Origin of the sequence: Flavobacterium hercynium, from assembly GCF_002217285.1 — a bacterium.
In the GTDB taxonomy this organism is placed as follows: Bacteria; Bacteroidota; Bacteroidia; order Flavobacteriales; family Flavobacteriaceae; genus Flavobacterium; species Flavobacterium hercynium.
Genome location: NZ_MUGW01000054.1, coordinates 75,784 through 101,094, shown reverse-complemented (window position 1 = coordinate 101,094; position 25,311 = coordinate 75,784). Strand labels below are relative to the sequence as shown.

Annotated in this window: 26 protein-coding genes; 9 read left to right on the top strand and 17 right to left on the bottom strand. The window is 33.6% G+C overall.

The window, feature by feature from the left end:
* The first annotated feature begins 169 nt into the window (after positions 1 to 169).
* Positions 170 to 1,789 carry an alkaline phosphatase PafA gene (pafA, locus tag B0A66_RS20415; RefSeq protein ID WP_089051700.1) on the top strand — a complete coding sequence of 540 codons (1,620 nt, stop codon included), beginning with the start codon at positions 170 to 172 and terminating at the stop codon, positions 1,787 to 1,789.
* Positions 1,790 to 1,866: 77 nt separating this feature from the next.
* Here the strand turns inward: pafA and ald are convergent, their stop codons facing one another.
* Positions 1,867 to 2,982, bottom strand: a complete 1,116-nt coding sequence (gene ald / locus B0A66_RS20410; protein WP_089051699.1) for an alanine dehydrogenase — start codon at positions 2,980 to 2,982, stop codon at positions 1,867 to 1,869.
* Positions 2,983 to 3,180: 198 nt separating this feature from the next.
* On the opposite strand from ald, the gene B0A66_RS20405 reads away from it, so the two are divergent.
* Positions 3,181 to 3,639 (top strand): Lrp/AsnC family transcriptional regulator, encoded by a 459-nt coding sequence (locus tag B0A66_RS20405; RefSeq protein WP_089051698.1) that lies wholly within the window; start codon positions 3,181 to 3,183, stop codon positions 3,637 to 3,639.
* 69 nt (positions 3,640 to 3,708) lie between these two features.
* On the opposite strand, the gene B0A66_RS20400 is transcribed toward B0A66_RS20405, so the two are convergent.
* Entirely contained in the window at positions 3,709 to 5,157 is a 1,449-nt protein-coding gene (locus B0A66_RS20400; protein WP_089051697.1) for a glyceraldehyde-3-phosphate dehydrogenase, read from the bottom strand.
* A gap of 161 nt (positions 5,158 to 5,318) precedes the next feature.
* The gene (locus B0A66_RS20395; protein ID WP_089051696.1) at positions 5,319 to 6,719 is read right to left on the bottom strand and encodes a Do family serine endopeptidase; all 1,401 of its coding nucleotides are present in this window, start codon (positions 6,717 to 6,719) and stop codon (positions 5,319 to 5,321) included.
* A 138-nt stretch (positions 6,720 to 6,857) separates the two neighbouring features.
* On the opposite strand from B0A66_RS20395, the gene dapF reads away from it, so the two are divergent.
* The 4 genes from dapF (at position 6,858) to B0A66_RS20375 (ending at position 10,522) form a co-directional block, all read left to right on the top strand.
* Entirely contained in the window at positions 6,858 to 7,640 is a 783-nt protein-coding gene (dapF, locus tag B0A66_RS20390) for a diaminopimelate epimerase (RefSeq protein ID WP_089051695.1), read from the top strand.
* An 81-nt stretch (positions 7,641 to 7,721) separates the two neighbouring features.
* Positions 7,722 to 8,255 (top strand): GNAT family N-acetyltransferase, encoded by a 534-nt coding sequence (locus tag B0A66_RS20385; protein ID WP_089051694.1) that lies wholly within the window; start codon positions 7,722 to 7,724, stop codon positions 8,253 to 8,255.
* A gap of 10 nt (positions 8,256 to 8,265) precedes the next feature.
* Positions 8,266 to 9,306 carry an endolytic transglycosylase MltG gene (mltG, locus tag B0A66_RS20380; protein WP_089051693.1) on the top strand — a complete coding sequence of 347 codons (1,041 nt, stop codon included), beginning with the start codon at positions 8,266 to 8,268 and terminating at the stop codon, positions 9,304 to 9,306.
* Positions 9,307 to 9,862: 556 nt separating this feature from the next.
* On the top strand, positions 9,863 to 10,522 hold the full coding sequence (locus B0A66_RS20375) for a peptidoglycan-binding protein LysM (RefSeq protein WP_089051692.1): 660 nt from the start codon (positions 9,863 to 9,865) through the stop codon (positions 10,520 to 10,522).
* A gap of 76 nt (positions 10,523 to 10,598) precedes the next feature.
* On the opposite strand, the gene scpA is transcribed toward B0A66_RS20375, so the two are convergent.
* From scpA to dnaA, 11 genes are all read right to left on the bottom strand, one after another.
* Positions 10,599 to 12,737, bottom strand: coding sequence for a methylmalonyl-CoA mutase (gene scpA / locus B0A66_RS20370; protein WP_089051691.1), 2,139 nt, complete (start codon positions 12,735 to 12,737; stop codon positions 10,599 to 10,601).
* 15 nt (positions 12,738 to 12,752) lie between these two features.
* A complete protein-coding gene (locus B0A66_RS23085) occupies positions 12,753 to 13,043 on the bottom strand; it encodes a type II toxin-antitoxin system RelE/ParE family toxin (protein WP_089051690.1) in 291 nt (96 codons plus the stop codon).
* On the bottom strand, positions 13,033 to 13,269 hold the full coding sequence (locus B0A66_RS20360; RefSeq protein WP_089051689.1) for a hypothetical protein: 237 nt from the start codon (positions 13,267 to 13,269) through the stop codon (positions 13,033 to 13,035). The genes B0A66_RS23085 and B0A66_RS20360 overlap by 11 nt, the downstream gene beginning before the upstream one ends.
* A 43-nt stretch (positions 13,270 to 13,312) precedes the next feature.
* Positions 13,313 to 14,677 carry a methylmalonyl-CoA mutase subunit beta gene (locus B0A66_RS20355; RefSeq protein ID WP_089051688.1) on the bottom strand — a complete coding sequence of 455 codons (1,365 nt, stop codon included), beginning with the start codon at positions 14,675 to 14,677 and terminating at the stop codon, positions 13,313 to 13,315.
* Positions 14,678 to 14,694: 17 nt separating this feature from the next.
* A complete protein-coding gene (locus tag B0A66_RS20350) occupies positions 14,695 to 15,027 on the bottom strand; it encodes an FtsB family cell division protein (protein ID WP_089051705.1) in 333 nt (110 codons plus the stop codon).
* A 120-nt stretch (positions 15,028 to 15,147) separates the two neighbouring features.
* On the bottom strand, positions 15,148 to 15,756 hold the full coding sequence (gene udk / locus B0A66_RS20345; RefSeq protein WP_029272650.1) for a uridine kinase: 609 nt from the start codon (positions 15,754 to 15,756) through the stop codon (positions 15,148 to 15,150).
* A gap of 254 nt (positions 15,757 to 16,010) precedes the next feature.
* Entirely contained in the window at positions 16,011 to 16,892 is an 882-nt protein-coding gene (locus B0A66_RS20340) for an SDR family oxidoreductase (RefSeq protein ID WP_165766666.1), read from the bottom strand.
* A gap of 74 nt (positions 16,893 to 16,966) precedes the next feature.
* Positions 16,967 to 18,094: a methionine aminotransferase gene (locus tag B0A66_RS20335; protein ID WP_089051687.1), complete on the bottom strand. Its 1,128-nt coding sequence runs from the start codon at positions 18,092 to 18,094 to the stop codon at positions 16,967 to 16,969.
* Positions 18,095 to 18,199: 105 nt separating this feature from the next.
* Positions 18,200 to 18,913: an SAM-dependent methyltransferase gene (locus tag B0A66_RS20330; RefSeq protein WP_089051686.1), complete on the bottom strand. Its 714-nt coding sequence runs from the start codon at positions 18,911 to 18,913 to the stop codon at positions 18,200 to 18,202.
* 37 nt (positions 18,914 to 18,950) lie between these two features.
* On the bottom strand, positions 18,951 to 19,418 hold the full coding sequence (locus B0A66_RS20325; RefSeq protein ID WP_089051685.1) for a low molecular weight protein-tyrosine-phosphatase: 468 nt from the start codon (positions 19,416 to 19,418) through the stop codon (positions 18,951 to 18,953).
* A 9-nt stretch (positions 19,419 to 19,427) separates the two neighbouring features.
* Positions 19,428 to 20,855: a chromosomal replication initiator protein DnaA gene (dnaA, locus tag B0A66_RS20320; protein WP_065451227.1), complete on the bottom strand. Its 1,428-nt coding sequence runs from the start codon at positions 20,853 to 20,855 to the stop codon at positions 19,428 to 19,430.
* Between the two features lie 186 nt (positions 20,856 to 21,041).
* Between dnaA and B0A66_RS20315 the strand changes: the two genes are divergently transcribed.
* A complete protein-coding gene (locus B0A66_RS20315) occupies positions 21,042 to 21,446 on the top strand; it encodes an acyl-CoA thioesterase (RefSeq protein WP_089051684.1) in 405 nt (134 codons plus the stop codon).
* Positions 21,447 to 21,477: 31 nt separating this feature from the next.
* Here B0A66_RS20315 and B0A66_RS20310 read toward each other — a convergent pair whose 3' ends face one another.
* The 3 genes from B0A66_RS20310 to ribD are packed head-to-tail and all read right to left on the bottom strand — an operon-like array spanning position 21,478 to position 23,765.
* Entirely contained in the window at positions 21,478 to 22,110 is a 633-nt protein-coding gene (locus tag B0A66_RS20310) for an IMPACT family protein (protein WP_089051703.1), read from the bottom strand.
* Between the two features lie 10 nt (positions 22,111 to 22,120).
* The gene (locus B0A66_RS20305) at positions 22,121 to 22,723 is read right to left on the bottom strand and encodes an HAD family hydrolase (protein ID WP_089051683.1); all 603 of its coding nucleotides are present in this window, start codon (positions 22,721 to 22,723) and stop codon (positions 22,121 to 22,123) included.
* On the bottom strand, positions 22,716 to 23,765 hold the full coding sequence (gene ribD, locus B0A66_RS20300; RefSeq protein WP_089051682.1) for a bifunctional diaminohydroxyphosphoribosylaminopyrimidine deaminase/5-amino-6-(5-phosphoribosylamino)uracil reductase RibD: 1,050 nt from the start codon (positions 23,763 to 23,765) through the stop codon (positions 22,716 to 22,718). Before ribD ends, B0A66_RS20305 begins: the two co-directional genes overlap by 8 nt.
* Positions 23,766 to 23,881: 116 nt before the next feature.
* On the opposite strand from ribD, the gene B0A66_RS20295 reads away from it, so the two are divergent.
* Both B0A66_RS20295 and prmC read left to right on the top strand, forming a co-directional pair.
* Positions 23,882 to 24,367, top strand: coding sequence for a GNAT family N-acetyltransferase (locus B0A66_RS20295; protein WP_089051681.1), 486 nt, complete (start codon positions 23,882 to 23,884; stop codon positions 24,365 to 24,367).
* Positions 24,368 to 24,452: 85 nt separating this feature from the next.
* On the top strand, positions 24,453 to 25,307 hold the full coding sequence (gene prmC / locus B0A66_RS20290; protein WP_089051680.1) for a peptide chain release factor N(5)-glutamine methyltransferase: 855 nt from the start codon (positions 24,453 to 24,455) through the stop codon (positions 25,305 to 25,307).
* The last annotated feature ends 4 nt before the right edge of the window (positions 25,308 to 25,311 follow it).

Below are 25,311 nucleotides of genomic sequence, written 5' to 3'. Positions count from 1 at the left end.
ACAATATGCATTGATCCCTAGAAACTCGACAAAGATTGGTAATACTTTAATAAGTTATTTGCGGAGATTTACTAATCTGTTAAATTAAAGTCAATTTTAGGTTTTAAACTAAATCACAATAGACATTTTAGTGGGTATTGAGTATTTTTGCATCAAATTATAATATAGTATGAAAAAAAGTATTTTACTGCTGACACTCTTTGTTATTTCAAATTTAAGTGCTCAGCAACGTCCAAAATTAGTAGTAGGTATTGTGGTTGATCAAATGAAAATGGAGTATTTATATCGGTTTTCTGATGATTTTTCACCTAATGGTTTCAAAAGATTAATGAATGATGGATATACATTTCAGAATATGCATTATAATTATGTTCCAACATATACAGCTCCAGGTCATGCCTCTATTTATACAGGTACTACGCCGGCCACACATGGAATTGTAGGAAACGAATGGTTTAGTAGAACATTAGGGAAACAAATGTATTGCACTGATGATGCTTCGGTAAAAATAGTTGGGAATGGTACAGCGGAAGAAGGCGCTATGTCACCTAAAAATTTACAAAGTACTACAATTACCGATGAAGTAAGAATGGCTACTAATTTTCAAGGAAAAGTAATCGGAATGAGTCTTAAAGATCGTGGTGCTATTCTGCCAGCAGGTCATTTTGCGAATTGGGCATTCTGGTTCAGTAAAACAGGAGCTTTTATTTCCAGTAGTTTTTACGGAGAAAAGTTACCGGAATGGGTTAATCAATTTAATAATGAAAAAAACTATTTACCTTATCTAAATAAAGGATGGGATTTGTTTAAGCCTGCTTCAATCTACAATGAAAGTTTACCGGATAATAATCCGTATGAAGGAAAATTGTATGGTAGTGCAGCTCCCGTTTTTCCTTATGATTTAAAATCAATGTATGAAAAGAATGATGCAGGAGTAATAAGATCAACTCCATTTGGAAATGATTTATTAGCTGAATTTGCTAAAAGAGCTATTGATAAAGAAGAATTAGGTAAAGATAATATCACCGACTTTTTAACCGTGAGTTTTTCTTCTACAGATTATGTAGGTCATTTACTAGGGCCGCGTTCTATGGAATTACAAGATACTTATTTGAGATTAGATCAAACGATTGCTGACTTTTTAGCCTACCTTGATAAAACAGTTGGTAAAGACAATTACTTATTGTTTTTAACAGCGGATCATGCTGGGGCAGAAAACGTAATTTATTTAAAAGATCGTAAATATAATGTAGACAATTATCCTTCAAAAGAAGTTAGAAAAAGTCTTCAGGATTTCTCAATTAAAACGTATGGAGTTGATTTACTTTTAAATTACTCAAATAATAATATCTTTTTTAATAAGCAAATTATAAAAGAGAAAGGTTTGGAATTAGCAAAAGTGAAACAAGATTATAAGGAATTTCTACTAGCACAGCCTCAAATTAAGAAAGTTTATACAGAAGAAGAGATCATGGCAAATGCCGGAAATGATTATGCTCTAAATTTTGTTGCAAAAGGATACGATATTACCCAAAATGGTGATATGGTAATAGTTGATAAGCCTGGAGATATTCAATATTCAGCAACAGGAACTTCACACGGAACAATGTATACGTATGACACACATGTACCGGCTATTTTTTATGGCTGGCACGTAAAAAAAGGTGAATCGTACGATAAAAAAGGAATCACAGAAATTGCACCAACTATCGCTCAGAAAATTAAGGTTGCTTTTCCAAATGGAACCGAAGCTAAAGTACTTCAGGAAGTTTTGGATGATCAAAAATAAATATAGGTTAAATTAGTCTTAAAGTAAAAAGGGCCTTTTCGTTTAAGAAAAGGCCCTTTTTTTATGATTGTGATAGATTAGTTTGCTAAAACTAACTCTTCGTTAAAAGGAAGATTCCAAGCTTCTGCAACCCCTTTGTAAAGGATTTTTCCGTTTGCAATATTTAATCCTTTCTTTAATTCTTCATTTTCAGCACATGCTTTTTCCCATCCTTTGTTAGCTAATTGTACAGCATAAGGAAGAGTAGCATTAGTTAAAGCTAGTGTAGAAGTATAAGGAACTGCACCAGGCATATTTGCTACACAGTAGTGAACAATATCATCAATAATGAAAGTTGGGTTTTCGTGAGTTGTAGGAGTACAAGTTTCAATACAACCACCTTGATCAACAGCAACGTCAACAACAACAGTTCCTGGACGCATTAATTTTAGCATGTCACGAGTAATCAAGTGAGGTGCTTTTGCTCCTGGAATTAAAACAGCTCCAACAATTAAATCAGCATCAGCAATTGCTTTAGTGATATTGTAGTGGTTAGACATTTGTGTATTTACGTTTGCAGGCATAATATCATCTAAATGACGTAAACGTGGCAAACTTAAATCCATAATAGTTACTTGAGCACCAAGACCAGCAGCCATTTTTGCAGCTTGAGTTCCAACGATTCCTCCACCTAAAACTAAAACTTTAGCTGGTGGTACACCTGGAACTCCACCTAAAAGAATTCCTCTTCCTTTTAATGGTTTTTCAAGATATTTTGCTCCTTGTTGAATAGCCATACGACCAGCAACCTCAGACATTGGAACTAATAATGGTAAACTACGATCTGTTTTTTCAACTGTTTCGTAAGCTAAACATACAGCACCTTTTTCTAACATAGCGTGAGTTAATGACTCAGATGATGCAAAGTGGAAATAAGTGAAAAGTAATTGATCTTTTTTGATTAATTCATACTCAGATGCAATTGGTTCTTTTACTTTGATGATCATTTCAGCGATAGCATAAACTTCTTCAATTGTTGGTAAAACAACAGCTCCGGCATTTGCATATTCTTCATCGCTAAAACCACTTCCTAAACCAGCAGTCGATTGAACATAAACTTTATGTCCGTTATTTTTCATTTCTGAAACACCTGCAGGAGTTAAAGCTACACGGTTTTCATTATTTTTTATTTCTTTTGGAACACCTATTATCATTTTATCTAAATTTTTTTGTTTTGTAATTTGATATACAAATCTACAGATAGCGAATATATTATGGATAAAGGATGATTAAATAAGAAAATATTATTTTATTCAGTAATTTTACAGAAAAATATTCTTTTTGGAAACGTTTTTGAATCCCAAAAAAGAAAAAATGACTGAATTTTAATTATTAATTATATCGTTTTCGTTATGGCTTTAGATGAAATTGACAAGAAAATCTTACGTCTTTTGCAAGTAGATGCGCATTACACCTTAAAAGACATTGCAAACAAAATAAATTTGTCGCTTACACCAGTTCATGATAGAGTTAAACGTCTTGAAAAAGAGGGTGTTATAGAAAAGTATGTCTCTATATTAAATAAGAAAAAATTAGGAAATAATTTGACCGTTTATTGTCAGGTTACCTTAACAAAACAAACGTATGACACATCCGAAGGTTTTAACCAATCGATTTTGGAGTTACCGGAAGTTGTAGAATGTAATTATGTGTCAGGAAATTTCGATTACATGTTAAAAGTTATTATTCCTGATATGGAAAGCTATCATCATTTTCATCAAAAGAAATTATCTGTTTTACCTGAGGTTTCTTTAATCAATACCGTGTTTGTTATTTCAGAAGTAAAAAGTACGACAGAGTTGCCTATTTAACTCAAAAAAAAACCATCACTTTACAATGATGGTTTAAAAGTGGTTATATAGTTTTTGGTTTGTATGCTATTAGTAATAAGTGAAACGTCTAACTTTTGCAATATATTTTGCCAGACGAATTACCTGATGGCTATATCCGAATTCATTATCGTACCAAATGTATAACACAATGCTTTTTCCATCTTTAGAAACAATTGTAGCATTGCTGTCATAAATAGATGGAGCAGAAGTTCCAACAATATCAGACGAAACAAGTTCATTATTTAAGGAGTATTTTATTTGCTCTACCAATTCTCCTTCTAAAGCAGATTTTTTCATGATTTTATGAATCCCTGCTAAAGTAGTACCTTTTTTTACATCTAAATTTAAGATTACTAAAGAACCATTAGGTACAGGAACGCGAATTGCATTTGAAGTTAGTTTACCTTCTAAGGTCGGTAATGCTTTTGCAACAGCACTTCCGGCACCTGTTTCCGTTATGACCATGTTCAGCGCTGCAGCTCTGCCACGACGGTATTTTTGATGCATATTGTCAACCAGATTTTGGTCGTTGGTGTAAGCATGAATCGTTTCTAAGTGTCCTTTTACAACGCCTAAATTATCTTCTATAACTTTTAAGATTGGAGTAATAGCATTTGTTGTGCAGGAAGCAGCAGAGAAAATAGCAATGTTATCAGGGTTGTATTCGTTATGATTTACTCCATGAACAATATTTGGAATTCCTTTTCCCGGGGCAGTTAATAAAACTTTATGAGCACCTTTAGAAGTTAAGTGTCTCTTTAAGGCAGCCTCAGTAGTAAATGCGCCGGTATTATCAATTATTAAAGCATCATTAATGCCATAAATTGTATAATCTATTTCTTCCGGTGTGTTGGCAGTAATGACATGCACCGTAGTTCCGTTGATGATTAAAGCGTTATTTTTTGGATCAGCAACTACAGAACCATGAAAATCTCCGTGAATAGAATCATAACGTAATAGAGAAGCTCGTTTCTCTAAACTTGATGCATCATTTTTGTCGCGGGTTACAATTGCTCTCAAACGCAATTGATTTCCTTTACCGGTTTTAGACATTAATTCTCTGGCAAGTAATCGGCCAATTCTTCCAAAGCCATAAAGAACAACATCTTTAGGCTGAATTTCTTTTGAAGCCTTAGCGTTCTTTAATTTTTCAATTACAAAATATCGTGCATCCGGATATTTTTCATCCTCCAGACTATATTCATACGTTAGTTTTCCTAAATCTAATTTTGAAGGAGGAAGGTCTAACGATAAAATAACTTTTGCAATTTCAACGGTATCAAAAATAGAAATAGGTTTCCCGACAAATTCACCTGCATAATGATGCAAATTAATTATATCGCTGACATTTTTATCCAGTAATTGATTTTTAAACAAAACCGTTTCAATGGATTTGTCATACCATAAATCGCTTATGATTTTTATTAATTCGACACCGGCTCTTCTTCGGTCGACTTGTAATGATACCTCTTTCTGGTACAAAGTTTTTTTGCTCATAATTGATTAAATTGAAAAAATAAAAACAGACATATTTGTAAATTTTTCGCAAAAGTATCCATTTCAATCGATTTCGTAAACTATTTTGTCAATTATTTTTAAAATAAAAAAAGCCACCTTAATTTTTTAAGATGGCTTTTGAGTATGTAATATTTGTTATTTTAGATGATGATTCTCAAAATCTCACCAGCTTTATTGATCATTTCGATTCGTACACTTTGACCGTCATCTTTTCTGTTTAAAAGCTTAGATACCGTTTCAACATTTGTTGCTTTTACATTGTCAATACTTAAAATGATATTACCTTGTAGTTCATTTTGATATTGCATTAAATTTTCATTCGTAATTGATCTAATCTTTACACCATAATCAATTTTGAATTTTTTCTTATCAGCAGCATCAATATTTTCTAATTCTATTCCTTTAAATTCCGTGCTGTAAAATTCATTTTTACTTAAAGTTACCGAAACTGTTTTAGTCTTTCCGTCTTTCACGTAAGTAACTTTCACAACATCGTTTGGTCGTTTTGTATTGATATAACCCGAAAGATCGGCAAAAGTTGAAATATTTTGCTCATCAAGTTTTACAATAATATCCCCTTTTGTAAGCCCAGCTTTTTCAGCACCTGAGTTTTTAGTAACTTTATTGATATAGAATCCCTGCGTTTCAGTAATTCCTAATTCTTTTGAAGCATTACTGTTCAATTCTCCACCTTCAACGCCCAAAATACCTCTTTGAACATTTCCGAATTCCATAATATCTTCAATAATTTTTCTGGCATTGTTTGATGGAACAGCAAATGAATATCCAACATAAGAACCTGTCATAGACGAAATCATAGTATTAATACCAATTAACTCACCTCTTGTATTTACTAACGCACCTCCACTGTTTCCAGGATTTACGGCAGCATCAGTCTGAATAAAAGATTGAATTCCTTTCGTATCCAAATTACGTGCTTTTGCAGAAACAATTCCGGCAGTTACAGTCGAAGTCAAATTGTATGGATTTCCAACTGCAAGAACCCATTCACCAACTTTTACAGAATCAGAATTGGCAAAAGCAGTATATGGAAGTTTTTCATTTGCATCTATTTTTAATAATGCGATATCCATTTTAGAATCAGTACCAATTAACTTGGCTTTGTATGCTTTTTTATTGTTTAAAGTAATTTCAATTTCCGTTGCATCTTTAATAACGTGATTGTTCGTTACAATGTAGCCGTCTTCAGAAATTATAACACCGGATCCGGTACCCACTTGTTCTTGTTGTTGCTGTCCTCCGTAACCATAGAAAAATTCCATCATCGGATTACTAACCGTTCTTCGGGACACATTTTTTACGTGAACAACCGTGTGAATGGTCTTGTCAGCAGCAGCTGTAAAATCAACAGTTTCAGCAGCCAGTGCAACATTTTTTCCAAAAGAATTAGGTGCAAGAGTTACAACTGGATTTTCTTTTGCAAAGAAAGAATTATTGCTTTCAAATAAAAGCTTGTATGCACCAAGGGTAGTAGCACCACTCATTAGTGACACTAAAAATAAGGTAGAAAATCTTTTCATATTGGGGTTCATATTTAATTTATTTAACGTAAAATTACTTGAAAAAATTACGTGGAAAAATGGTTTAACGCTCTTTAACAATGATTAACATTTCCTTAAATATTAGTTCGTACTTTTGTATCTATAATTGAAAGAAAAATGAAACTAGAATTTTATAAATATCAAGGAACCGGGAATGATTTTGTAATGATAGATAATCGTTCTGATTTTTTTCCTAAAGATGATATTAAGTTAATAGAACGCTTGTGTGACAGGCGTTTCGGAATTGGAGCAGACGGACTTATCTTATTAGAAAATGATAGCGAAACTGACTTCAAAATGGTTTATTATAATTCCGACGGAAACCAAAGTTCAATGTGTGGAAATGGTGGCCGTTGTCTGGTTGCTTTTGCGAATAAGTTAGGCGTAATAGAGGACAAAACTACCTTTATTGCAACAGACGGTTTGCACCATGCTACAGTTGGAGAAGATGCTATTGTGTCTTTACAAATGATAGATGTAGATGAAATTAAAAACAATGAATCTTATACTTTTTTAAATACAGGTTCTCCGCACCATGTTCAAATGATAGATGATCTCGAACATTATAATGTAAAGGAAAATGGTGCAGCAATTCGCTACGGTGAATTGTATGGAGAAAAAGGAAGTAATGTCAATTTTGTAAAGAAAGTTGATGATGCTACTTTTTCATTACGTACATATGAACGTGGTGTTGAAGATGAAACTTTAGCTTGCGGAACAGGAGCAACAGCAGTTGCGATTGCGATGAATGCAACTGGTCAGACTGATAAAACGGCTATTAATTTAAATGTTGAAGGAGGAAAACTTATCGTTTCTTTTGATAAAATTGGAGAGCACTTTAAAAATGTCTTTTTAACCGGACCAGCCAAATTTGTTTTTAAAGGTACAATTGAGATTTAATATTTAAGTCGAAAGTTAGAAAGTCAAAAGTCAAAAGCAAAAAAAATCTAAAATCTGCAATCTAAAATCTACAATCTAAATATGATGACACTCAAAGGAGATTCGATTTATCTTCGGGCATTAGAGCCGAATGATTTAGAATTTATATATGCGATGGAGAATGACCAGAGTATATGGGAAGTCAGTAATACATGCACACCATACAGCCGATTTTTGATTCGGCAATATCTCGAAAATGCCCAACAAGACATTTACGAAGCAAAACAATTGCGTCTGGCGATCTGTCAGGACGAAGATTTTCCTGCCGTTGGATTAATAGATTTATTTGAATTCGATCCCAAAAATAATCGAGCAGGAGTTGGTATTGTAATTCAGGATAAAGAAAAAAGAAATCAAAGCATTGGTTCTGAGGCATTAGAGTTATTGATAAACTATTGTTTTCATAATTTAAATTTACATCAATTGTATGCAAATATTGCTGTAAGAAATGTAGCAAGTATTGCGCTTTTTACTAAATTTGGCTTTGAGAAGATAGGAATTAAAAAAGATTGGATTTTGCTAGATAACCAATATCAGGACGAAGCAATTTTTCAGTTAATTAACAAACAAATTTAAATTATACACCTTGAGCCTAAAAAAGATCATCACAATAGTTGCTGTGGCCGTAATTTCAGTTTTAATGATTTATGGATTTATTTTAATCAATAAAATTTTCAGCGCCAATACAAAATTTGAAGAAAAAGAAGTATTTGTTCACGTTCCAACAGATGCTACCTATAACGATGTTAAAAAGATTTTAGAGCCTTACATTAAAAATTACAGTGATTTTGAAATGGTGGCTGAAAAAAGAAGTTATCCGGAGAATGTAAAATCAGGACGCTTTTTGCTTAAAAAAGATATGAATAATATCGATTTGGTTCGTGCAATGCGTTCTAATGTTCCGGTAAAATTAGCTTTTAACAATCAGGAGCGTCTGGAGAATTTTGCAGGAAGAGTTGGTTCAGAAATCGAAGCGGATAGTTTGTCATTAATGAAAGCAATAAAAGATTCTACGTTTTTGAAGGCGAATGGCTTTAATGAAGAAAATGTTTTTGCGATGTTTATCCCAAATACGTATGAAATTTATTGGAATACTTCAGCGGTGAAGTTTCGTGATAAAATGATCAAAGAGTATAATAATTTTTGGACACAAGAAAGAATTAATAAAGCAGAGAAGGAAGGTTTGACTCCTGTTCAGGCTTCAATTTTAGCTTCAATTGTTCATAAAGAATCTGTAAAAAGAGACGAAAGACCTCGAATTGCAGGTGTTTATTTGAATCGTTTGCGTTTAGGAATGCCATTGCAAGCAGATCCAACCGTTATTTATGCGTTGAAACTAAAAGACAATGATTTTGATCAGGTTATCAAAAGAGTACTTTATAATGACTTATTAATGAAGTCACCTTATAACACTTACGTGAATGTTGGACTGCCTCCGGGACCAATCGCAATGCCGGACATTACAGCTCTTGAAGCAGTTTTAAACCCTGAAAAACACGATTACATCTATTTTTGTGCAAGCATAGATCGTTTTGGATATCATGAATTTGCTTCAACTTATGAGCAACATACTGTAAATGCAAAGAAATATTCAGCTTGGATTGCCAGTAAAGGGGTGACAAGATAGTAATTAGATCAATCAATATAGAGAACCGAAGTTTTATACTTCGGTTTTTTTATGCCTAAATATTTTTTGAAATTAAAAAAATAGAAAAGCTTTGAATTATCAAGTTTCTAAAATAGTACTGTTTTAAGATTAGTTATTTTGAGAAATACTATTTTTTTACTTATACTTTCTTTTTTTCGTAATAGGATCAGATATAAAATAGCGATTAAAATTTAATTTAAACATAAAATTCTGTATAATTTTTTGTGAAATTTCAAAATATGACATTTCGTTTTTTTCTAAAAACCTTGTTTTAAGAAAGTTAAATCTTATGTTTTTAACATTTTTGCTAAAGAAATGATAAAAATGGCGTTTTTTGAAATTTTTATTTTAGTGTTTTTGAGGCTAATTCAATAATAGCAACATTGCCCGAATACTGCATTAATAAAGGGGTTAAGCAATGTTTAGTAAAATGTTAAATCATGTAAAGTATTGATTTACAGGATTATTTTGTATTTCTTATCTTTGCACCGTAGAAATTTCAAGAGGGTGACAGCGTTTTGAAGAAAAACAAATTATGATAAAGAAATGGTACTATTACACAAGTTTAGTCGTTATTATTACATTTTTGAGCCTGGGGTTTAAACCCTTTACTATAAAAGCCAAACCTTGGTTTTTAACAGAAACAACAGATGGAGCAGCATACTTATTTCCATCTCAGCAAGAGGATGATTATCCTAAAGATAAGGATACTTACCACAATTTAAATTTTCCTTATACAGGAAATCATTTAATAGGTTTTAAAGAAGCTGTTGCTTACAAAGAATCTCAAGGAAAATACAAGTTAGTTAATTCTTTGGGTTACATGGGAAAATATCAGTTTGGTTCTAAAGCTCTAAGAGCAATCGGTATCAAAAGTGATGAAGAATTTTTAAAAGATCCTGCTTTACAGGAAAAAGCATTTGTAGCGTTACTATCTAAAAACAAATGGATTTTGCGTCGTGAAATACGAAAATACGCAGGGAAAATTATTAACGGTGTTGAAGTTACAGAATCTGGAATTTTGGCAGCGGCACATCTTGGAGGAGCTGGTTCAGTAAAGAACTTCTTTAAAAATAACGGAGAACGTCATTTTAGAGATGCATACGGCACTTCATTAAGAAGTTATATGAAAGCTTTTGGAGGATATGACCTTTCATACATCAAAGCAAACAATAATGCTACAATACACGATTAGTCAGATTTAATCAATTTGACAATAAAAAATGCCTTCAAAAGCTTACTGTTTTTGAGGGCATTTTTTTATAAGCTAACTAGTCAATTAGGATATCAAGAATTTTAATGGCGGCTTCGCTAATTTTTGTTCCGGGGCCAAAAACGGCAACAGCACCGGCATCAAACAAAAATTGATAGTCCTGAGCAGGTATAACACCGCCGACAATAACCATAATATCTTCTCTGCCATGTTTCTTAAGTTCTTCAATAACTTGCGGAACTAAGGTTTTATGACCTGCTGCTAACGAAGACACACCTAATATATGCACATCATTTTCTACGGCTTGTTTAGCAGCTTCGGCAGGAGTTTGAAAAAGTGGCCCTATATCAACATCAAAACCAACATCAGCGTATCCTGTGGCGACTACTTTTGCCCCTCGATCGTGACCATCTTGTCCCATTTTGGCAATCATAATTCGGGGACGTCTTCCTTCTTGTTTAGCAAAGGTATCAGCTAACTGTTTTGCCTTTTCAAAATTCTCGTCGTTTTTTATTGCTGCACTATACACACCGCTAAAGGATTTAATTTGCGCCTTGAATCTGCCAAATACACTTTCGAGAGCATCACTAATTTCACCTAATGTCGCTCTGTTTCGTGCTGCTTCAATGGCAATTTCTAACAAGTTGCCTTGTCCTGTCTTAGCGCAATGAATTAATTTATCTATGGATTGAGTTACTTTTTCAGTATCTCTGTTTGCTTTAATTCTTTCGAGCAGATCAATTTGCTGTTTTCGAACCATTTGGTTGTCTACATCTAAAATATGCAAAGGATCTTCTTTTTCTAATCGGTATTTGTTTACCCCAACAATAATATCCTGACTGCTATCAATACGGGCTTGTTTTCTGGCGGCAGCTTCTTCGATTCTTAGTTTTGGAATTCCGGCTTCAATAGCTTTTGTCATTCCGCCTAATTCTTCTACTTCTTCAATAAGTTTCCAGGTACTTTTCAGGATTTCATTAGTCAAACTTTCCACATAATAACTTCCGCCCCAAGGATCGACAGTTTTGGTAATTTTAGTTTCTTCCTGTAAAAAAATCTGCGTATTGCGGGCAATTCTTGCAGAGAAATCAGTTGGTAAAGCAATCGCTTCATCAAGAGCATTTGTATGCAAAGATTGCGTACCTCCAAAGGCAGCAGCAGTTGCCTCGATACACGTTCTGGCAACATTATTAAACGGGTCTTGCTCTGTTAAGCTCCATCCACTTGTTTGGCAATGTGTTCTTAATGCCAGTGATTTATCGCTTTTTGGATTAAATTGCTGAATTAATTTTGCCCAAATCATTCGTCCGGCACGCATCTTGGCGATTTCCATAAAATGATTCATTCCAATTGCCCAGAAAAAAGATAATCTTGGAGCAAATTCATCAATAGTCATTCCCGTAGATAATCCGGTTCTAATATATTCTAAACCATCAGCAAGCGTATAAGCCAATTCAATGTCGGCAGTAGCTCCCGCTTCCTGCATGTGATATCCTGAAATGGAAATAGAATTGAATTTTGGCATTTTTTTGCTCGTATATTCAAATATATCGGCAATAATCTTCATAGAAGGCGTTGGCGGATAGATATAGGTATTACGAACCATAAACTCTTTAAGAATGTCATTTTGAATCGTTCCTGACAGTTTCTCGATAGCAACACCTTGTTCTTCTGCAGCTACGATATAAAAAGCCATAATGGGTAAAACAGCGCCATTCATGGTCATAGAGACAGACATTTCGTCTAACGGAATCTGATCAAACAAAACCTTCATGTCTTCTACAGAATCTATCGCAACACCAGCTTTACCAACATCACCAACAACACGCTCATGATCGGAGTCATAACCGCGGTGCGTAGGTAAATCAAAAGCAATTGAAAGCCCTTTTTGACCAGCAGCTAAATTTCTTCTGTAAAAGGCATTGCTTTCTTCTGCAGTCGAAAATCCTGCATATTGACGTATCGTCCACGGACGCCTTACGTACATCGTTGCGTAGGGACCACGTAAATTAGGAGCAAAGCCAGCGCCAAATTCCAAAAACTCTAAATCCTCAATATCTTTTTCAGAATAAGTCTTTTTAAGTTGGATTCCTTCGGCAGTAAAAAAGTTCTCCGTTATTGGTAGCTGATCTTGTGAATCAACATCTAACTTCTCACTTTTAGCGTTTAACTTTATATGTGTAAGGTCTTTTCTCAATTGTAAAAATGTTGTTTAGAATACGTTTAATTCACTTTCTCTGGAAGTGTGAAAGATGGATTTAATAACGATCCGATTTTCATAAATAGAATAATGGATAGCGTATGGAAAAGTTTTTAAAAATACAACTCTAATGTTATCATATCTTATTTGAAATAATAACGGATCTATTTTTATAATTGCTAAACTTCTTTTAAACGAATCATTAAATCTAATAGCTAATTTTGGATGTACATTTTTATACCAAAGTAAGGATTTTTTATAATCCGCTTTGGCTTCTTCAATAATAACTATCTTATAGATCATCTTCAATTTCTTTTAAAAAATCATCAATGTTTGTTACATTTTTTGGATTTTTTAAATATTTCTCCGTTCTTTCTCTCACTTGATCAACTTGCCATTGGGGAATTTGGTATTCTTTATTTTGTACAGGTAAAATAATTACTTCTACTTCATCAGCTATAAAATCATCTGGTAAAATAACGGTTACAGAGTGGTTTTTAACGGATATAATTTGTCTAATTGCTTCCATAATTATTTGGTTTACATTTAAATATAACTATTTAAAATTTATTTTATTCAAGTTTAAGTCTTTCCTGTTCCAGTTTTTCAGCAAGACGTTTCTCTATAATTGGCGTAATTAATGTTTTTCTTGGTTTTATTTTTACAAACGGAAACAATTCCAGATCGTTTTTCATTTTGTCTTCTTTGTTCGGATATTTATTTGTTCCAAGCAAAACTTCTTTTTTAGAATCAAATAATTCCTGTTCTTTCGCAGCACTTTCCTGAATTTTCTTTTTTATCGTTCCGTCGTTCAAAAGTTTTAAGAAACCGCCGTTGGATTCTATGTCCTTAAATAAAGTTAAGCTTTTTTCAGCCAATTGCGTTGTAAGGCTTTCGATATAATAACTTCCATCAGCAGGATTGTTGACTTTATCAAAATAACTCTCATGTTTTAGAATCAACAATTGATTTCGGGCAATTCGGTCACCAAATTCATTGTCTTTATGATACAAAGCATCATACGGTAAGTTAGCCACAGCATCTGCACCGCCTAAAATTGCCGACATGCATTCGCTCGTAGTGCGTAACATGTTGACATTATAATCGTAAATGGTTTTATTGCGTTTTGTTGGCGTAACCAGTAAATGACAAGATATTTCCGGATTATACTCAGCCGCAATTAATTCAAAAAGCATTCGTAAAGCACGAAGTTTGGCGATTTCAAAGAAATAATTTGTTCCTACCGAAACCTGAAATACAATTTCATTGGAGATTGTTGGCAAACGATTAAGATATTCATTTGCATGCGCTAAACTATAAGCAATTTGTTGCGTAATATTAGCACCGGCATTTTGGTATAAACCTAAGTCAATACTCAGTAAAGAAAGGTTAGTGGTTGCTTTTGAAATCTTAGCTATGGTTTCGAAATTATTTTTATCCAAAGTCGATATCCAATTTCCTTCTCTTGCAAAATGACCAATCGGATCCATATTGCAATAAAACTTCGCTTTTTTCTGAATCGAAATAGTGTCTAATGTCTTTACGAAATCGATTGAAATAAAGCCTAAATTGAAGTAAACGGTTCTGTTTTCTAAAGGAAGGTTTTCCAGTAATTTTTGAATGTCTATTTTTTCGTTTTGAATCGTAAAACGTAAACTTTCAGCTCCTCTTTCAATACTGTTTATCGCTCTTTGAATAGACTTTTCAAGATCGTAAACAAAGATGTTTTGACAAATTTTAAAATTTGATGCTTGTGTTTGTACATTAGCAGATGCTGAAAAATCATCGCTATGATAAAAAGGTTTTACCTGAATATCTTCCGGAGAGTTCCAGATTACAGTTTCGTTGTATTCGGCTCCATCTAATTCAAACTGAATTTTTTGTTTCCATTGTTTGGATGAAATCGAATTAAAATCGTCGAACAGGGTAGTAGCCATTTATTGTTATTTTCGTATTATTCTTCTTCTTGAGTTTTAATTGTATCACCTTCAAATTGAATGATGTAGATATCTTCGCTGTCTTTTTTCATGAAATATTTTTCACGAGCATATTTTTCAATTTGTTCAGGATTTTTTAATTGCTTGATATGTTCCTGGTCTTTTTTAATCTCTTCCTGATAATAGGTTTTATTATCCTTTAACTCGTGAATTTGATTGTCGAGAAAACGATGATCAAAATAAGAATAATTGTCTAAAAATAACATCCAGATAATAAAAAACAGTAAAACCCAGACATATTTATTGCCTAAAAATTTCAACCAGGATTTATCTTTAAATGGATTTTTCATTTTAGTATTCATTTTGAACTTCTGCTAAAAGTCAATATCTTTTATAATTTACTGTTACAGAAAGATATTGACCAAAGCCAAAAGTAACTTTTTATTTTATGGATAAATTTACAATAAAAATTATGAAATTCGTTGATTAATTACCGCCCGAACAACATCAATTGCAACGGTATTGTATTTGTCATTTGGGATAATGATATCTGCAAAAGCTTTTGATGGCTCAATAAATTGCTCGTGCATCGGTTTTAAAGTGTTTTGGTAACGCGTTAAAACTTCATCAATATCACGGCCACGTTCTGAAATGTCTCTTTTTAAACGACGAATTAATCTTTCGTCAGAGTCAGCATGAACATAAATTTTAATGTCAAAAAGATCACGTAATTCAGGATTTGTCAGGATTAAAATTCCTTCCACAATCATTACTTTTCTTGGGTGCGTCGAAACCGTATCATCAGTTCTGTTGTGCTGAATAAAAGAATAAACCGGCTGATCTATTGTTTCACCTGCTTTTAAAGCTTTAAGGTGTCTTTCCAGTAATTCAAAATCAATAGCACGAGGGTGATCAAAGTTTATTAAGGCTCTTTCATCAAATGACAAATTATGGGTTTCTTTATAGTAAGAATCCTGAGAAATTACCCCAACTTCCGTATCTGGCAATTCATTCATGATTTGATGTACTACTGTCGTTTTTCCACTTCCCGTTCCTCCTGCAATTCCAATAATGAGCATATAATTTTATGTTTGATATTTGTTCCGCAAAAATAATAATTTAAGTGGATTGTCTACACAAATTGTTTATTTAAACCATAAACGTAACGGAAGTAAAAGTTAGCAGTCAGATATTTAAATAAATCACTGCTTAACTGAAATAATACTAGCGATATGGTTAAAAAGGATAAAAAAATCCCGACAGCAATGCTATCGGGATTTGTGCAATCAGTATAGTTTTAATAAAATATTCTGAATTTAGTAAGCACTTGTAATTATTTATTCTTTTTAGCTTTAATCATCATTTCCAGCTGATCCCAAAGTTCTTCCGGAATTGCTTCTAACAAATTAAATTGTCCTGCACCTTTAAGCCATTCACCACCATCAATCGTAATCACGTCTCCGTTTACATACGCTGAAAAGTCAGAAACTAAGTAAGCCGCAAGATTGGCCAATTCCTGATGATCGCCGACACGTTTTAATGGAACTTTTTTTGCCATGTCAAACTTTTCAGCCAAATCTCCCGGTAACAATCTGTCCCAGGCTCCTTTTGTAGGGAATGGCCCTGGAGCAATAGCGTTAGAACGAATTCCGTATTTTGCCCATTCTACAGCAAGACTTCTTGTCATAGCCAAAACACCAGCTTTTGCAGTAGCACTTGGTACTACGTAAGCAGAACCTGTCCAGGCATAAGTCGTTACAATATTTAAAATTGTAGAAGAAGTTTGTTTAGTGTCGATCCAGTGTTTTCCAAAAGCCAGCGTACAGTTTTTAGTACCTTTTAGTACGATGTCTATAACAGTGTCAAATGCATTTGCAGATAATCTCTCAGTAGGAGAAATAAAGTTTCCGGCTGCATTATTTAATAAAACATCAACTTTTCCAAATTCTTTCAGAACACCCTGAAGCATGTTTTCTACTTCTTCGTAATGACGAACATCACATTGAAGTGGTAAACATTTTCCGCCAGTTTCTGTTTCAAGTTCTGTAGCAGTTGATTTTAACTTCTCTAAATCTCTTGAAGTAATGGCAACATTAGCGCCTAATTCCAAAAAATATTTAGTCATGGCTTTTCCTAAACCACTTCCGCCACCTGTAACTACAATGACTTTGCCTTTTAAAGCGTCGTCGCGTAACATTTTATCTGTATAGCTCATACTTTTCTTTTTTTACAATATTAATTAAATAAAATAGGATGCACGCATAATATTGTTACAAAATTTCGAAAAAATTATATTTCGCATAATTTTTTTGCTGCAGCCTCTAAAGTCAGATTGTCTTTTGCAAAACAAAAACGTATTAATTTTTGGTCTTTATGATCCGAGTAAAAAGTCGAAATTGGAATGGCAGCAACGCCATGATCGGTAATTAATTTTTTGCAAAAGGTCACATCATCGTCGTTCGAAATAGAGGTATACGAAGCAACCTGAAAATAAGTTCCTTCACAAGGTTTCAATTCGAAACGGCTGTTTTGAAGCAATTTTTGAAAGTAATCCCGTTTTTCCTGATAGAATTTCCCAAGTAATTGAACATCTACAACGTCCAAATAGTGACTAATCGCAACCTGAGAAATACTGTTGACACTAAAAACTAAAAACTGATGTACTTTTTTAATTTCTTTCATTAAATATTCCGGTGCTACCGTATATCCAATTTTCCATCCGGTGATATGAAATGATTTTCCGAAGGAAGAGACCATAATACAACGGTCTAAAAGAAATTCTATGGTGTGGGCTGAAATGTGTTTTTCTTCAAAAGTAATATATTCATACACTTCATCAGACAAAACTAAAGCCTTAGGATATTTAGAAAGTAATTTTTCGAGCTGTAAAAAATCCTCATCCGTCAGGATTTTACCTGTTGGATTGTGTGGATTATTAATGATAATCATTTTCGTTTTTGCAGAAAATGCTTTTTCGATTGTTTCCCAGTTTGGTGTGTAATCATCGTTTAATGCAACCCGAACCGGTTTTGCATGGCAAAGGAGCACAGGAGATTCATACGAATCGTAACTAGGATCTAAGATTACAACTTCATCACCGGATTTTACTAATGCCAATATGGAAGTGAAAATTCCCTGAGTCGCACCTGCGGTGACCAAAACTTCACTTTCCGGATTGATTTTTCTGTTATAAGAAGTATAAACCAATTTCGCAATCTGATCCATCAAAGGCGGATAACCAGCCATTGGTGTGTATTGATGCACATTTTCTTTGGCTAGTTTTGCTATAATATCCGTAAGTCTTTCGTCAACAGGAAAGTTGGGAAAACCTTGTGATAAATTAATGGCATTGTGTTCGGCTGCCATTTTAGACATCACCGAAAATATACTGGTGGTTACATTTGGAAGTTTACTCATGAAAAATTAGTAGTTAAAGCTTTGTGAGTGAAAAACGTTTACTAATAGTGACGTTTTCAGCAATGAAATTACAACATTTTCAGAGATAATGAAACGCAAAGCCGTTTACATTTTATGTATAATAAAAATCGTTGGACGATTATGTAAATCTACTTTTAATTTCTTCCAGTCAGAAATACGCATCGTTTTAATAAATTCTGTTGGTAATGTGATATCCGTTGCAATACAAAGATGTGTTGACGGATTTACAATTTGCAAAATATCTTCAACTAATTTGTTGTTTCTGTATGGTGTTTCAATAAAAATCTGAGATTGATTTTTATCGGCAGATAATTTTTCAAAATGCCTTAAAGCCGATTTTTTTTCGTCTTTATCGATTGGCAAATAACCATTAAAAGTAAAACTCTGACCATTCATTCCGGAAGCCATCATAGCTAACAAAATAGAAGATGGACCAACTAAAGGAACAACCTGAATCCCTTTTTCATGCGCCAATTTTACAATGACAGCACCAGGATCAGCAACTCCGGGACAACCGGCTTCGCTCATTAAACCAACATTTTTTCCTTCTAACAAAGGTTTGATGAAATCTAAATGCTCGCTGGTTTCGGTTCGTTTATTTAAGGTGAAAAGTATAAGCTCTGATTGTTTCTTTTCAGGAGCAACCGCTTTTATTGATTTTCTTGCTGTTTTTTCGTTTTCAACAATATAATGATCTATAAAATCAATAGTTCGTTTTACCGTTTGTGGCAAAACATCCATAGGATCACTTTCGCCCATTGTTGTTGGAATTAAATATAGTTTTCCTAAAAGTTTCATGGGTGATTATTTTATAGGTTGAAAAAACGAGATAAGGTTACGAATGTTTTTCGATGAGTTTTTGTGCAATCAAATCAGTTACTTCGTCTAACATTTGATACACATTATCAAAACCGTTCGCTACTCCAAAGTAAGGATCGGGTACATCTACATTTTCGTTTGGAAATAATTCGTTCAGGATAAGGTGAACTTTTTCTTTGTGTTCAGGAGTTTTAGCAAGATCAATTACATCACGATAATTAGAATTATCCATTACATAAATATAATCGAATTCCTCAAAATCTGAGGTTTGAAATTGTCTTCCTTTTTGAGTGTCAATGCACAAGCCATTTTTTTTAGCAACGGCAATAGAACGTTTGTCTGGTGCATGACCAACATGCCATGATCCTGTTCCTGCAGAATCAACGACAAAATCAGTTTGAGGTAATTTTGATGCCAGAATACCTTCGGCTAAAGGTGATCTACAAATATTTCCTAAACAGACCATTAAAATTTTTACTGGCATGATTCGCGTTTATAGCGTTAATTTCTTGTTGATGTCTTCGACAAATTTCTTGAATTGCTTGTCCGTCGATACTAAATTATCTACTGTTTTACAAGCATGTAATACGGTAGCGTGATCGCGATCTCCAATTTGAGAACCAATGTTTGCCAAAGATGCTTTAGTGAACTTTTTAGCAAAAAACATAGCCAATTGTCTCGCCTGAACAACGTGTCTTTTTCTGGTTTTAGATTGAAGGGTTTCAATATCCAACTGAAAATAATCAGACACAATTTTTTGAATATAATCGATAGAAATTTCTCTCTTTACGTTTTTAACAAATTTCTCTACAACGCTTTTTGCCAGCTCAATTGTAACTTCTTTTTTGTTGAAAGAAGATTGTGCAATTAAGGAGATAATAGCGCCTTCAAGTTCTCTAACATTCGATTTAATGTTGCGGGCAACATATTCTATAATGTCTTCCGGCATTTCAACACCATCGCGGTACAAAATGTTTTTTAGGATCGAAATACGGGTTTCGTAATCCGGCTGATGTAACTCAGCAGATAATCCCCATTTAAAACGAGACAACAAACGCTGCTCGATATCTTGCATGTCAACAGGAGCTTTATCCGAAGTTAAAATTACCTGTTTTCCGTTTTGATGTAAATAATTAAAGATATGGAAGAAAACGTCCTGAGTACCTGATTTACCAGATAAGAACTGAACGTCGTCAATGATTAAAACATCGATCAACTGATAAAAGTGAATAAAATCATTACGATTGTTCTTTTTAACAGAGTCGATATATTGTTGTGTGAAAATCTCGGCAGAAATATATAAAACCGTTTTTTCAGGATATTTGTCTTTTACTTCAACACCAATAGCGTGTGCTAAGTGTGTTTTTCCTAAACCAACTCCACCAAAAATCAATAACGGATTAAAAGAGGTTCCACCTGGTTTGTTGGCAACAGCCATACCTGCAGAACGTGCCAAACGGTTTGAGTCTCCTTCTAAGAAGTTGTCAAAGCTATAGTTTGGATTTAATTGCGATTCAATTTTTAGATTTCTAATTCCCGGAATTACAAACGGATTTTTAAGCTCAGGGTTTAAATTTTTAAATGGAGCATCAACCTCTTGCGGTTTCATAGGTACTCTATTGGAACTTGGCAACTGTTCAGTGAACGGTTGTTTGTTTCCATAAGTATTTTCCATTTTGATTTTATAGAGTAACTTTGCGTTTTTTCCCAGTTCTTTGGTAAGCGCAACTTTCAATAATTTAACGTAATGTTCTTCTAGCCATTCGTAGAAAAATTTACTTGGAACTTGAATATATAATGCGTTGTCGGTTAGCTCAACTGATTTGATTGGTTCAAACCAAGTTTTGTATGCCTGGTCTTGAATATTGTCTTTTATAAAGGACAAACAGTTTTCCCATACCGATTGAGCAGTTTTAGTCATAAATTCAAGTAAATTTGTTTATTATTGTTTAAGATTCTCCTGATAAAAATGGAGCAATTTTATTCCGTATTTCGGGATAACAAATATGTGAACAAATTTCTGTAAAAAAAAATAAATTGAACTTAAATTTTATAAAATAAAGTTGTAAGGGAAGTTTTTTAAAGCTAATTTTTTAATATAAAAAGAATGAAAAATCATCAAACGCAAGTGCGTGTTCGTTACGGAGAAACCGATCAAATGGGGGTTGTATATCACGGGAATTATATACCTTATTTTGAGATAGGACGCGTGGAATGGCTTAGAAATAAAGGAGTTTCGTATAAAAGCATGGAAGAAAGCGGTATTGGGCTGCCAATTGTATCCATGCAAGTAAACTATAAAAAATCGGCGCGCTATGATGAACTTCTGACTATTCATACAACATTCAAAAGTCAATCCTCTGTCAAGATCGAATTTGACTGCGCAATTTACAACGAAGCAAATGAGTTATTAACAACTGCCGTATTTATTTTGGTTTTTGTTTCGCTAAAAACGGGTCGTCCAACGGCTCCTCCGGATTATATTTTAGAATTGTTCAAAACGTTAGAATAAGTGTTAAATTGAAACGCGTTTTTTAGCTATTTTATATAATTTTAACGTCGATTTCAAACATTAAATCAAAAATGTCGAATACCATTTCGGCATTTTTTTTTCGTGTTTTGGTAACAATTTTTCCAATTGGCATTCCGGAATCTTCATCAATTTCCATTTCCTGAGATATGATTTCCAGTTTTTTTTCTTTGATTACACGCATTACCTTGTTCATGTTTTTATAATCAAAGGAAACTAAAAAATGTACATCAATAGTTTTTTCTGTTATTTCGCAGATGTCAAGCGTCATTTGAGCAGTTGTTTTGTAAGCAGCAATTAATCCGCCCACACCTAGTTTTACTCCGCCAAAAATCCGAACGACCACTACAAGAACGTTAGTTAGTCCAAAAGATTGTATCTGACCGTAAATTGGTGCGCCAGCCGTATTGCTTGGTTCTCCATCATCGTTAGTACGATACGCTATTTTTGGAGCTGTTCCTATTTGATAGGCATAACAAAAATGTACAGCGTGGGGATGCTGTTTTTTTAAGTCTTCAATTATGGGTTTAACGGCATCTTCGTTTTCAATAGGAAAAGCGTAGCCAAAGAACTTACTGCCTTTTTCCTTCAATAAGACTTCTTCAGATTCGAAAGCAATAGTTTTAAAAGTATCGGGATATTCCAAAAGTAAATTTCTAAAGTAATTTTTTATCAAATAAATCAACAACATCTTCCTGACCAACCTGCAGGTTCCATACATGCAAGCCTAAAGCAGCTGCTGCATCCGTGTTTTCTTTTTTATCATCGACAAACAACGTCCGTTTTGGTGATAGCTCGTGTTTGTTGATTACGTATTGAAAAACTTCTGCGTTTGGTTTTCTCATTCCAATTTCAAAAGAAAAATAAACTTTTTCAAAACATTGGTAAAAGTCGCTGTAAAAAGAAATGCCGCTTTTGTTCTCAAAAGTCTGAATGTGTATAGCATCGGTATTACTCAATAAAAACAAACGGTATTTTTTAGAAAGCATTTGCAGAAACTCTAATCGGTACAAAGGGAAATCCGCCAAAATAGAATTCCAGGCTGCCAAGATGTCTTCAACAGAAGCGTTGGGAAGTTCTTTCTGAAAACCTGCCAAGAACTCGTCCTGCGAAACATCTCCTGTTTCATATAATAAATTTAGGCGATCCAGTTCGGGAGTCCATTCCGTTAAGCCTAGCTTTTGCAATCCCGATATCGTAGCTTGTTTATCTAAATTGATAAAAATATCTCCAAAGTCAAAAATGATAGTATCAATCATGATTTCTAATATTTAATAGTTCGTCTTTTTCGATGTATGTTTTTTCGATGTTTTTCTTAGAAAATATCGGGGCTTTAGTTCCTTTTCCGAAAGTAGTATTTCCAACAAATATTCGGGCTTCATCCCAAACATCTTCGTCAATAAAGGATTGTAAGGTCTGTAATCCTCCTTCGATAATAATAGACTGAATTTGATTTTGATACAAAACAGCCAATATTTGTGGTACAATGTTTTGGTCGAAATCCAATACTTCAAATAAAGTATTCGTGTAATTATTTGTAATTGGAGATTTTGTGAAAACAATTGTTTTTACACTATCGTCAAAAACAAAACTGTCTTTTGCAATACGATTGTTTTGATCCAGAACGACGCGTACCGGATTATTTGCGCTCCAATCCCGAACATTTAGTTTTGGATTATCATCAACAACAGTTTGTGTGCCTACTAAAATAGCCTGCTCTTCGCTGCGCCATTTGTGAACTAATTGTCTAGAATAAGTATTGGTGATCCAAACTGGTTTACGTTCCTGATTGATTTCTTTTTCAGGTGCCAGAAAACCATCCTGACTTTCTGCCCACTTTAAGATGATGTAAGGTCTCTTTTTTTGATGAAAAGTAAAAAAGCGTTTGTTTAGCTCGTTACATTCTTTTTCTAATACGCCAACAACAACATTGGCTCCTGCCGCAATTAGTTTTTTAATTCCATTACCGGCTACTTTTTCATTAGGATCAACCGTTCCAACAATGACGTTTGGAATCTCGTTTGCAATTATTAAATCGCAACATGGCGGTGTTTTTCCAAAATGACTGCAAGGTTCAAGACTCACATAGATGGTTGCTTTTTTTAATAATGATTTATCTTTTACACTATTTACAGCATTTACTTCTGCATGCGGTCCGCCAGCTTTTTTATGCCAGCCTTCGCCAATAATTTTACCTTCGTAAACAATTACACTTCCTACCATCGGATTAGGAAAAGTAGTTCCTAAACCATTTTTAGCCAATTCGATGCAACGTTTTATGTATTTCTCATTTGTATTCACAGTACAAAAGTAATTATTTTTGAGTTTAGGTCTTCAAAATGAGTGAATCTAATTAGCAATTAACAGATATAAAAACTATTTTTACTTTTGTAGAAATATCAGAAAATAGTGAAGAAATGCAAAATTGGGTAATCAGGAAAATAAAAATAGAAGACAATCAGTCAGTTGCCCGTTTAATAAGATCCGTTTTTGATGAAATGGAGATTCCTAAAGTGGGTACAGCTTATGAAGATCCGTATTTAGATTTGATGTTTCAGGAGTATAATAAACCTCAATCTGCTTATTTTGTTGTGGAGCACGAGGGTAAAATTGTGGGTTGTGCCGGAATTGCACCTTTAGCCAATGAAGATGCAAGTATATGCGAGTTGCAGAAGATGTATTTTCTGCCTGAAACACGTGGTTTGGGAATAGGAAGTGCCATGATGGAGAAATGTTTGGAGCAAGCGATGGAATTTGGTTTTAAAAAATGCTACATCGAAACAATGCCATTTATGCATGCTGCTCAAAAATTATATAAAAAAACAGGTTTTACATATTTAAATGCTCCGCTTGGTAATACTGGGCATAATTCTTGCCCCGTCTGGATGTTGAAAGATTTGTAAAAATAATTGTAACAAAATTAGTTTTGTAAAGCCTAACAAAGAATACAATTGACTTTAGCCGAAAATTAATGATCATAGTCCTAAAATGAAAATTAAACAATATCGTACTCAATTTATTAAAGAACTTTCGCCGCTTTACGATGCGTATGAAGCAGAAAGTTTTTTCTATTTGATTTTAGAAGATAAGCATAAACTGCGACAAATTGATTTAGCCTTGAATCACGAATTAACTTTTACCAATTCAGATTTAACGGCGTGGAGTTCATTTTTAGCACAATTAAAAAAAGAAGTTCCGGTTCAGTATTTAATTGGAAAAACAAATTTTTACGGTTTGTATTTTGAAGTTAATGACAATGTATTAATTCCAAGACCGGAAACAGAAGAATTAGTCGAATGGATTATTAGTGAAAATGTAAAAAGTGCAAATCCCCGTAAAATAAAGATTCTGGATATTGGTACGGGAAGCGGTTGTATTGCTATTACCTTGGCTAAAAATATTCCGCATGCAGAAGTGTATGCTATCGATGTTTCTAAAAAAGCACTCGAAACCGCAAAACGAAATGCAATAAACAATAAAGTCGATGTTACTTTTATGTTGAAGAATGTCTTAGAATTAGAACAGCTAAAGTCTGATTTTGATATTATCGTTTCCAATCCACCTTACGTTCGCAACCTCGAGAAGCAAGAAATCAGAAAAAATGTTTTGGATTACGAACCTCATTTGGCACTTTTTGTTGACGATAATGATGCTTTGATTTTTTATAAAAAAATTGCAGAATTAGCACAGGTAAATTTACTTGAAAACGGACAATTGTATTTTGAGATCAATCAATATCTTGGAAAAGAAATGATTGAACTGCTTGAAAATATGAATTTTAGAAATATCGATTTGCGAAAAGATATTTACTCTAATGACAGAATGATAAAAGGAAATATTTAAAGTT

What these genes read in the sequence shown, in the direction of transcription:
- pafA (WP_089051700.1), top strand. Translation starts at nt 170, where the DNA reads ATGAAAAAAAGTATTTTACTGCTGACACTCTTTGTTATTTCAAATTTA.
- ald (WP_089051699.1), bottom strand. Translation starts at nt 2,982, where the DNA reads ATGATAATAGGTGTTCCAAAAGAAATAAAAAATAATGAAAACCGTGTA.
- B0A66_RS20405 (WP_089051698.1), top strand. Translation starts at nt 3,181, where the DNA reads ATGGCTTTAGATGAAATTGACAAGAAAATCTTACGTCTTTTGCAAGTA.
- B0A66_RS20400 (WP_089051697.1), bottom strand. Translation starts at nt 5,157, where the DNA reads ATGAGCAAAAAAACTTTGTACCAGAAAGAGGTATCATTACAAGTCGAC.
- B0A66_RS20395 (WP_089051696.1), bottom strand. Translation starts at nt 6,719, where the DNA reads ATGAAAAGATTTTCTACCTTATTTTTAGTGTCACTAATGAGTGGTGCT.
- dapF (WP_089051695.1), top strand. Translation starts at nt 6,858, where the DNA reads ATGAAACTAGAATTTTATAAATATCAAGGAACCGGGAATGATTTTGTA.
- B0A66_RS20385 (WP_089051694.1), top strand. Translation starts at nt 7,722, where the DNA reads ATGATGACACTCAAAGGAGATTCGATTTATCTTCGGGCATTAGAGCCG.
- B0A66_RS20375 (WP_089051692.1), top strand. Translation starts at nt 9,863, where the DNA reads ATGATAAAGAAATGGTACTATTACACAAGTTTAGTCGTTATTATTACA.
- B0A66_RS23085 (WP_089051690.1), bottom strand. Translation starts at nt 13,043, where the DNA reads ATGATCTATAAGATAGTTATTATTGAAGAAGCCAAAGCGGATTATAAA.
- B0A66_RS20360 (WP_089051689.1), bottom strand. Translation starts at nt 13,269, where the DNA reads ATGGAAGCAATTAGACAAATTATATCCGTTAAAAACCACTCTGTAACC.
- B0A66_RS20355 (WP_089051688.1), bottom strand. Translation starts at nt 14,677, where the DNA reads ATGGCTACTACCCTGTTCGACGATTTTAATTCGATTTCATCCAAACAA.
- B0A66_RS20350 (WP_089051705.1), bottom strand. Translation starts at nt 15,027, where the DNA reads ATGAAAAATCCATTTAAAGATAAATCCTGGTTGAAATTTTTAGGCAAT.
- udk (WP_029272650.1), bottom strand. Translation starts at nt 15,756, where the DNA reads ATGCTCATTATTGGAATTGCAGGAGGAACGGGAAGTGGAAAAACGACA.
- B0A66_RS20340 (WP_165766666.1), bottom strand. Translation starts at nt 16,892, where the DNA reads ATGAGCTATACAGATAAAATGTTACGCGACGACGCTTTAAAAGGCAAA.
- B0A66_RS20335 (WP_089051687.1), bottom strand. Translation starts at nt 18,094, where the DNA reads ATGAGTAAACTTCCAAATGTAACCACCAGTATATTTTCGGTGATGTCT.
- B0A66_RS20330 (WP_089051686.1), bottom strand. Translation starts at nt 18,913, where the DNA reads ATGAAACTTTTAGGAAAACTATATTTAATTCCAACAACAATGGGCGAA.
- B0A66_RS20325 (WP_089051685.1), bottom strand. Translation starts at nt 19,418, where the DNA reads ATGCCAGTAAAAATTTTAATGGTCTGTTTAGGAAATATTTGTAGATCA.
- dnaA (WP_065451227.1), bottom strand. Translation starts at nt 20,855, where the DNA reads ATGACTAAAACTGCTCAATCGGTATGGGAAAACTGTTTGTCCTTTATA.
- B0A66_RS20315 (WP_089051684.1), top strand. Translation starts at nt 21,042, where the DNA reads ATGAAAAATCATCAAACGCAAGTGCGTGTTCGTTACGGAGAAACCGAT.
- B0A66_RS20305 (WP_089051683.1), bottom strand. Translation starts at nt 22,723, where the DNA reads ATGATTGATACTATCATTTTTGACTTTGGAGATATTTTTATCAATTTA.
- B0A66_RS20295 (WP_089051681.1), top strand. Translation starts at nt 23,882, where the DNA reads ATGCAAAATTGGGTAATCAGGAAAATAAAAATAGAAGACAATCAGTCA.
- prmC (WP_089051680.1), top strand. Translation starts at nt 24,453, where the DNA reads ATGAAAATTAAACAATATCGTACTCAATTTATTAAAGAACTTTCGCCG.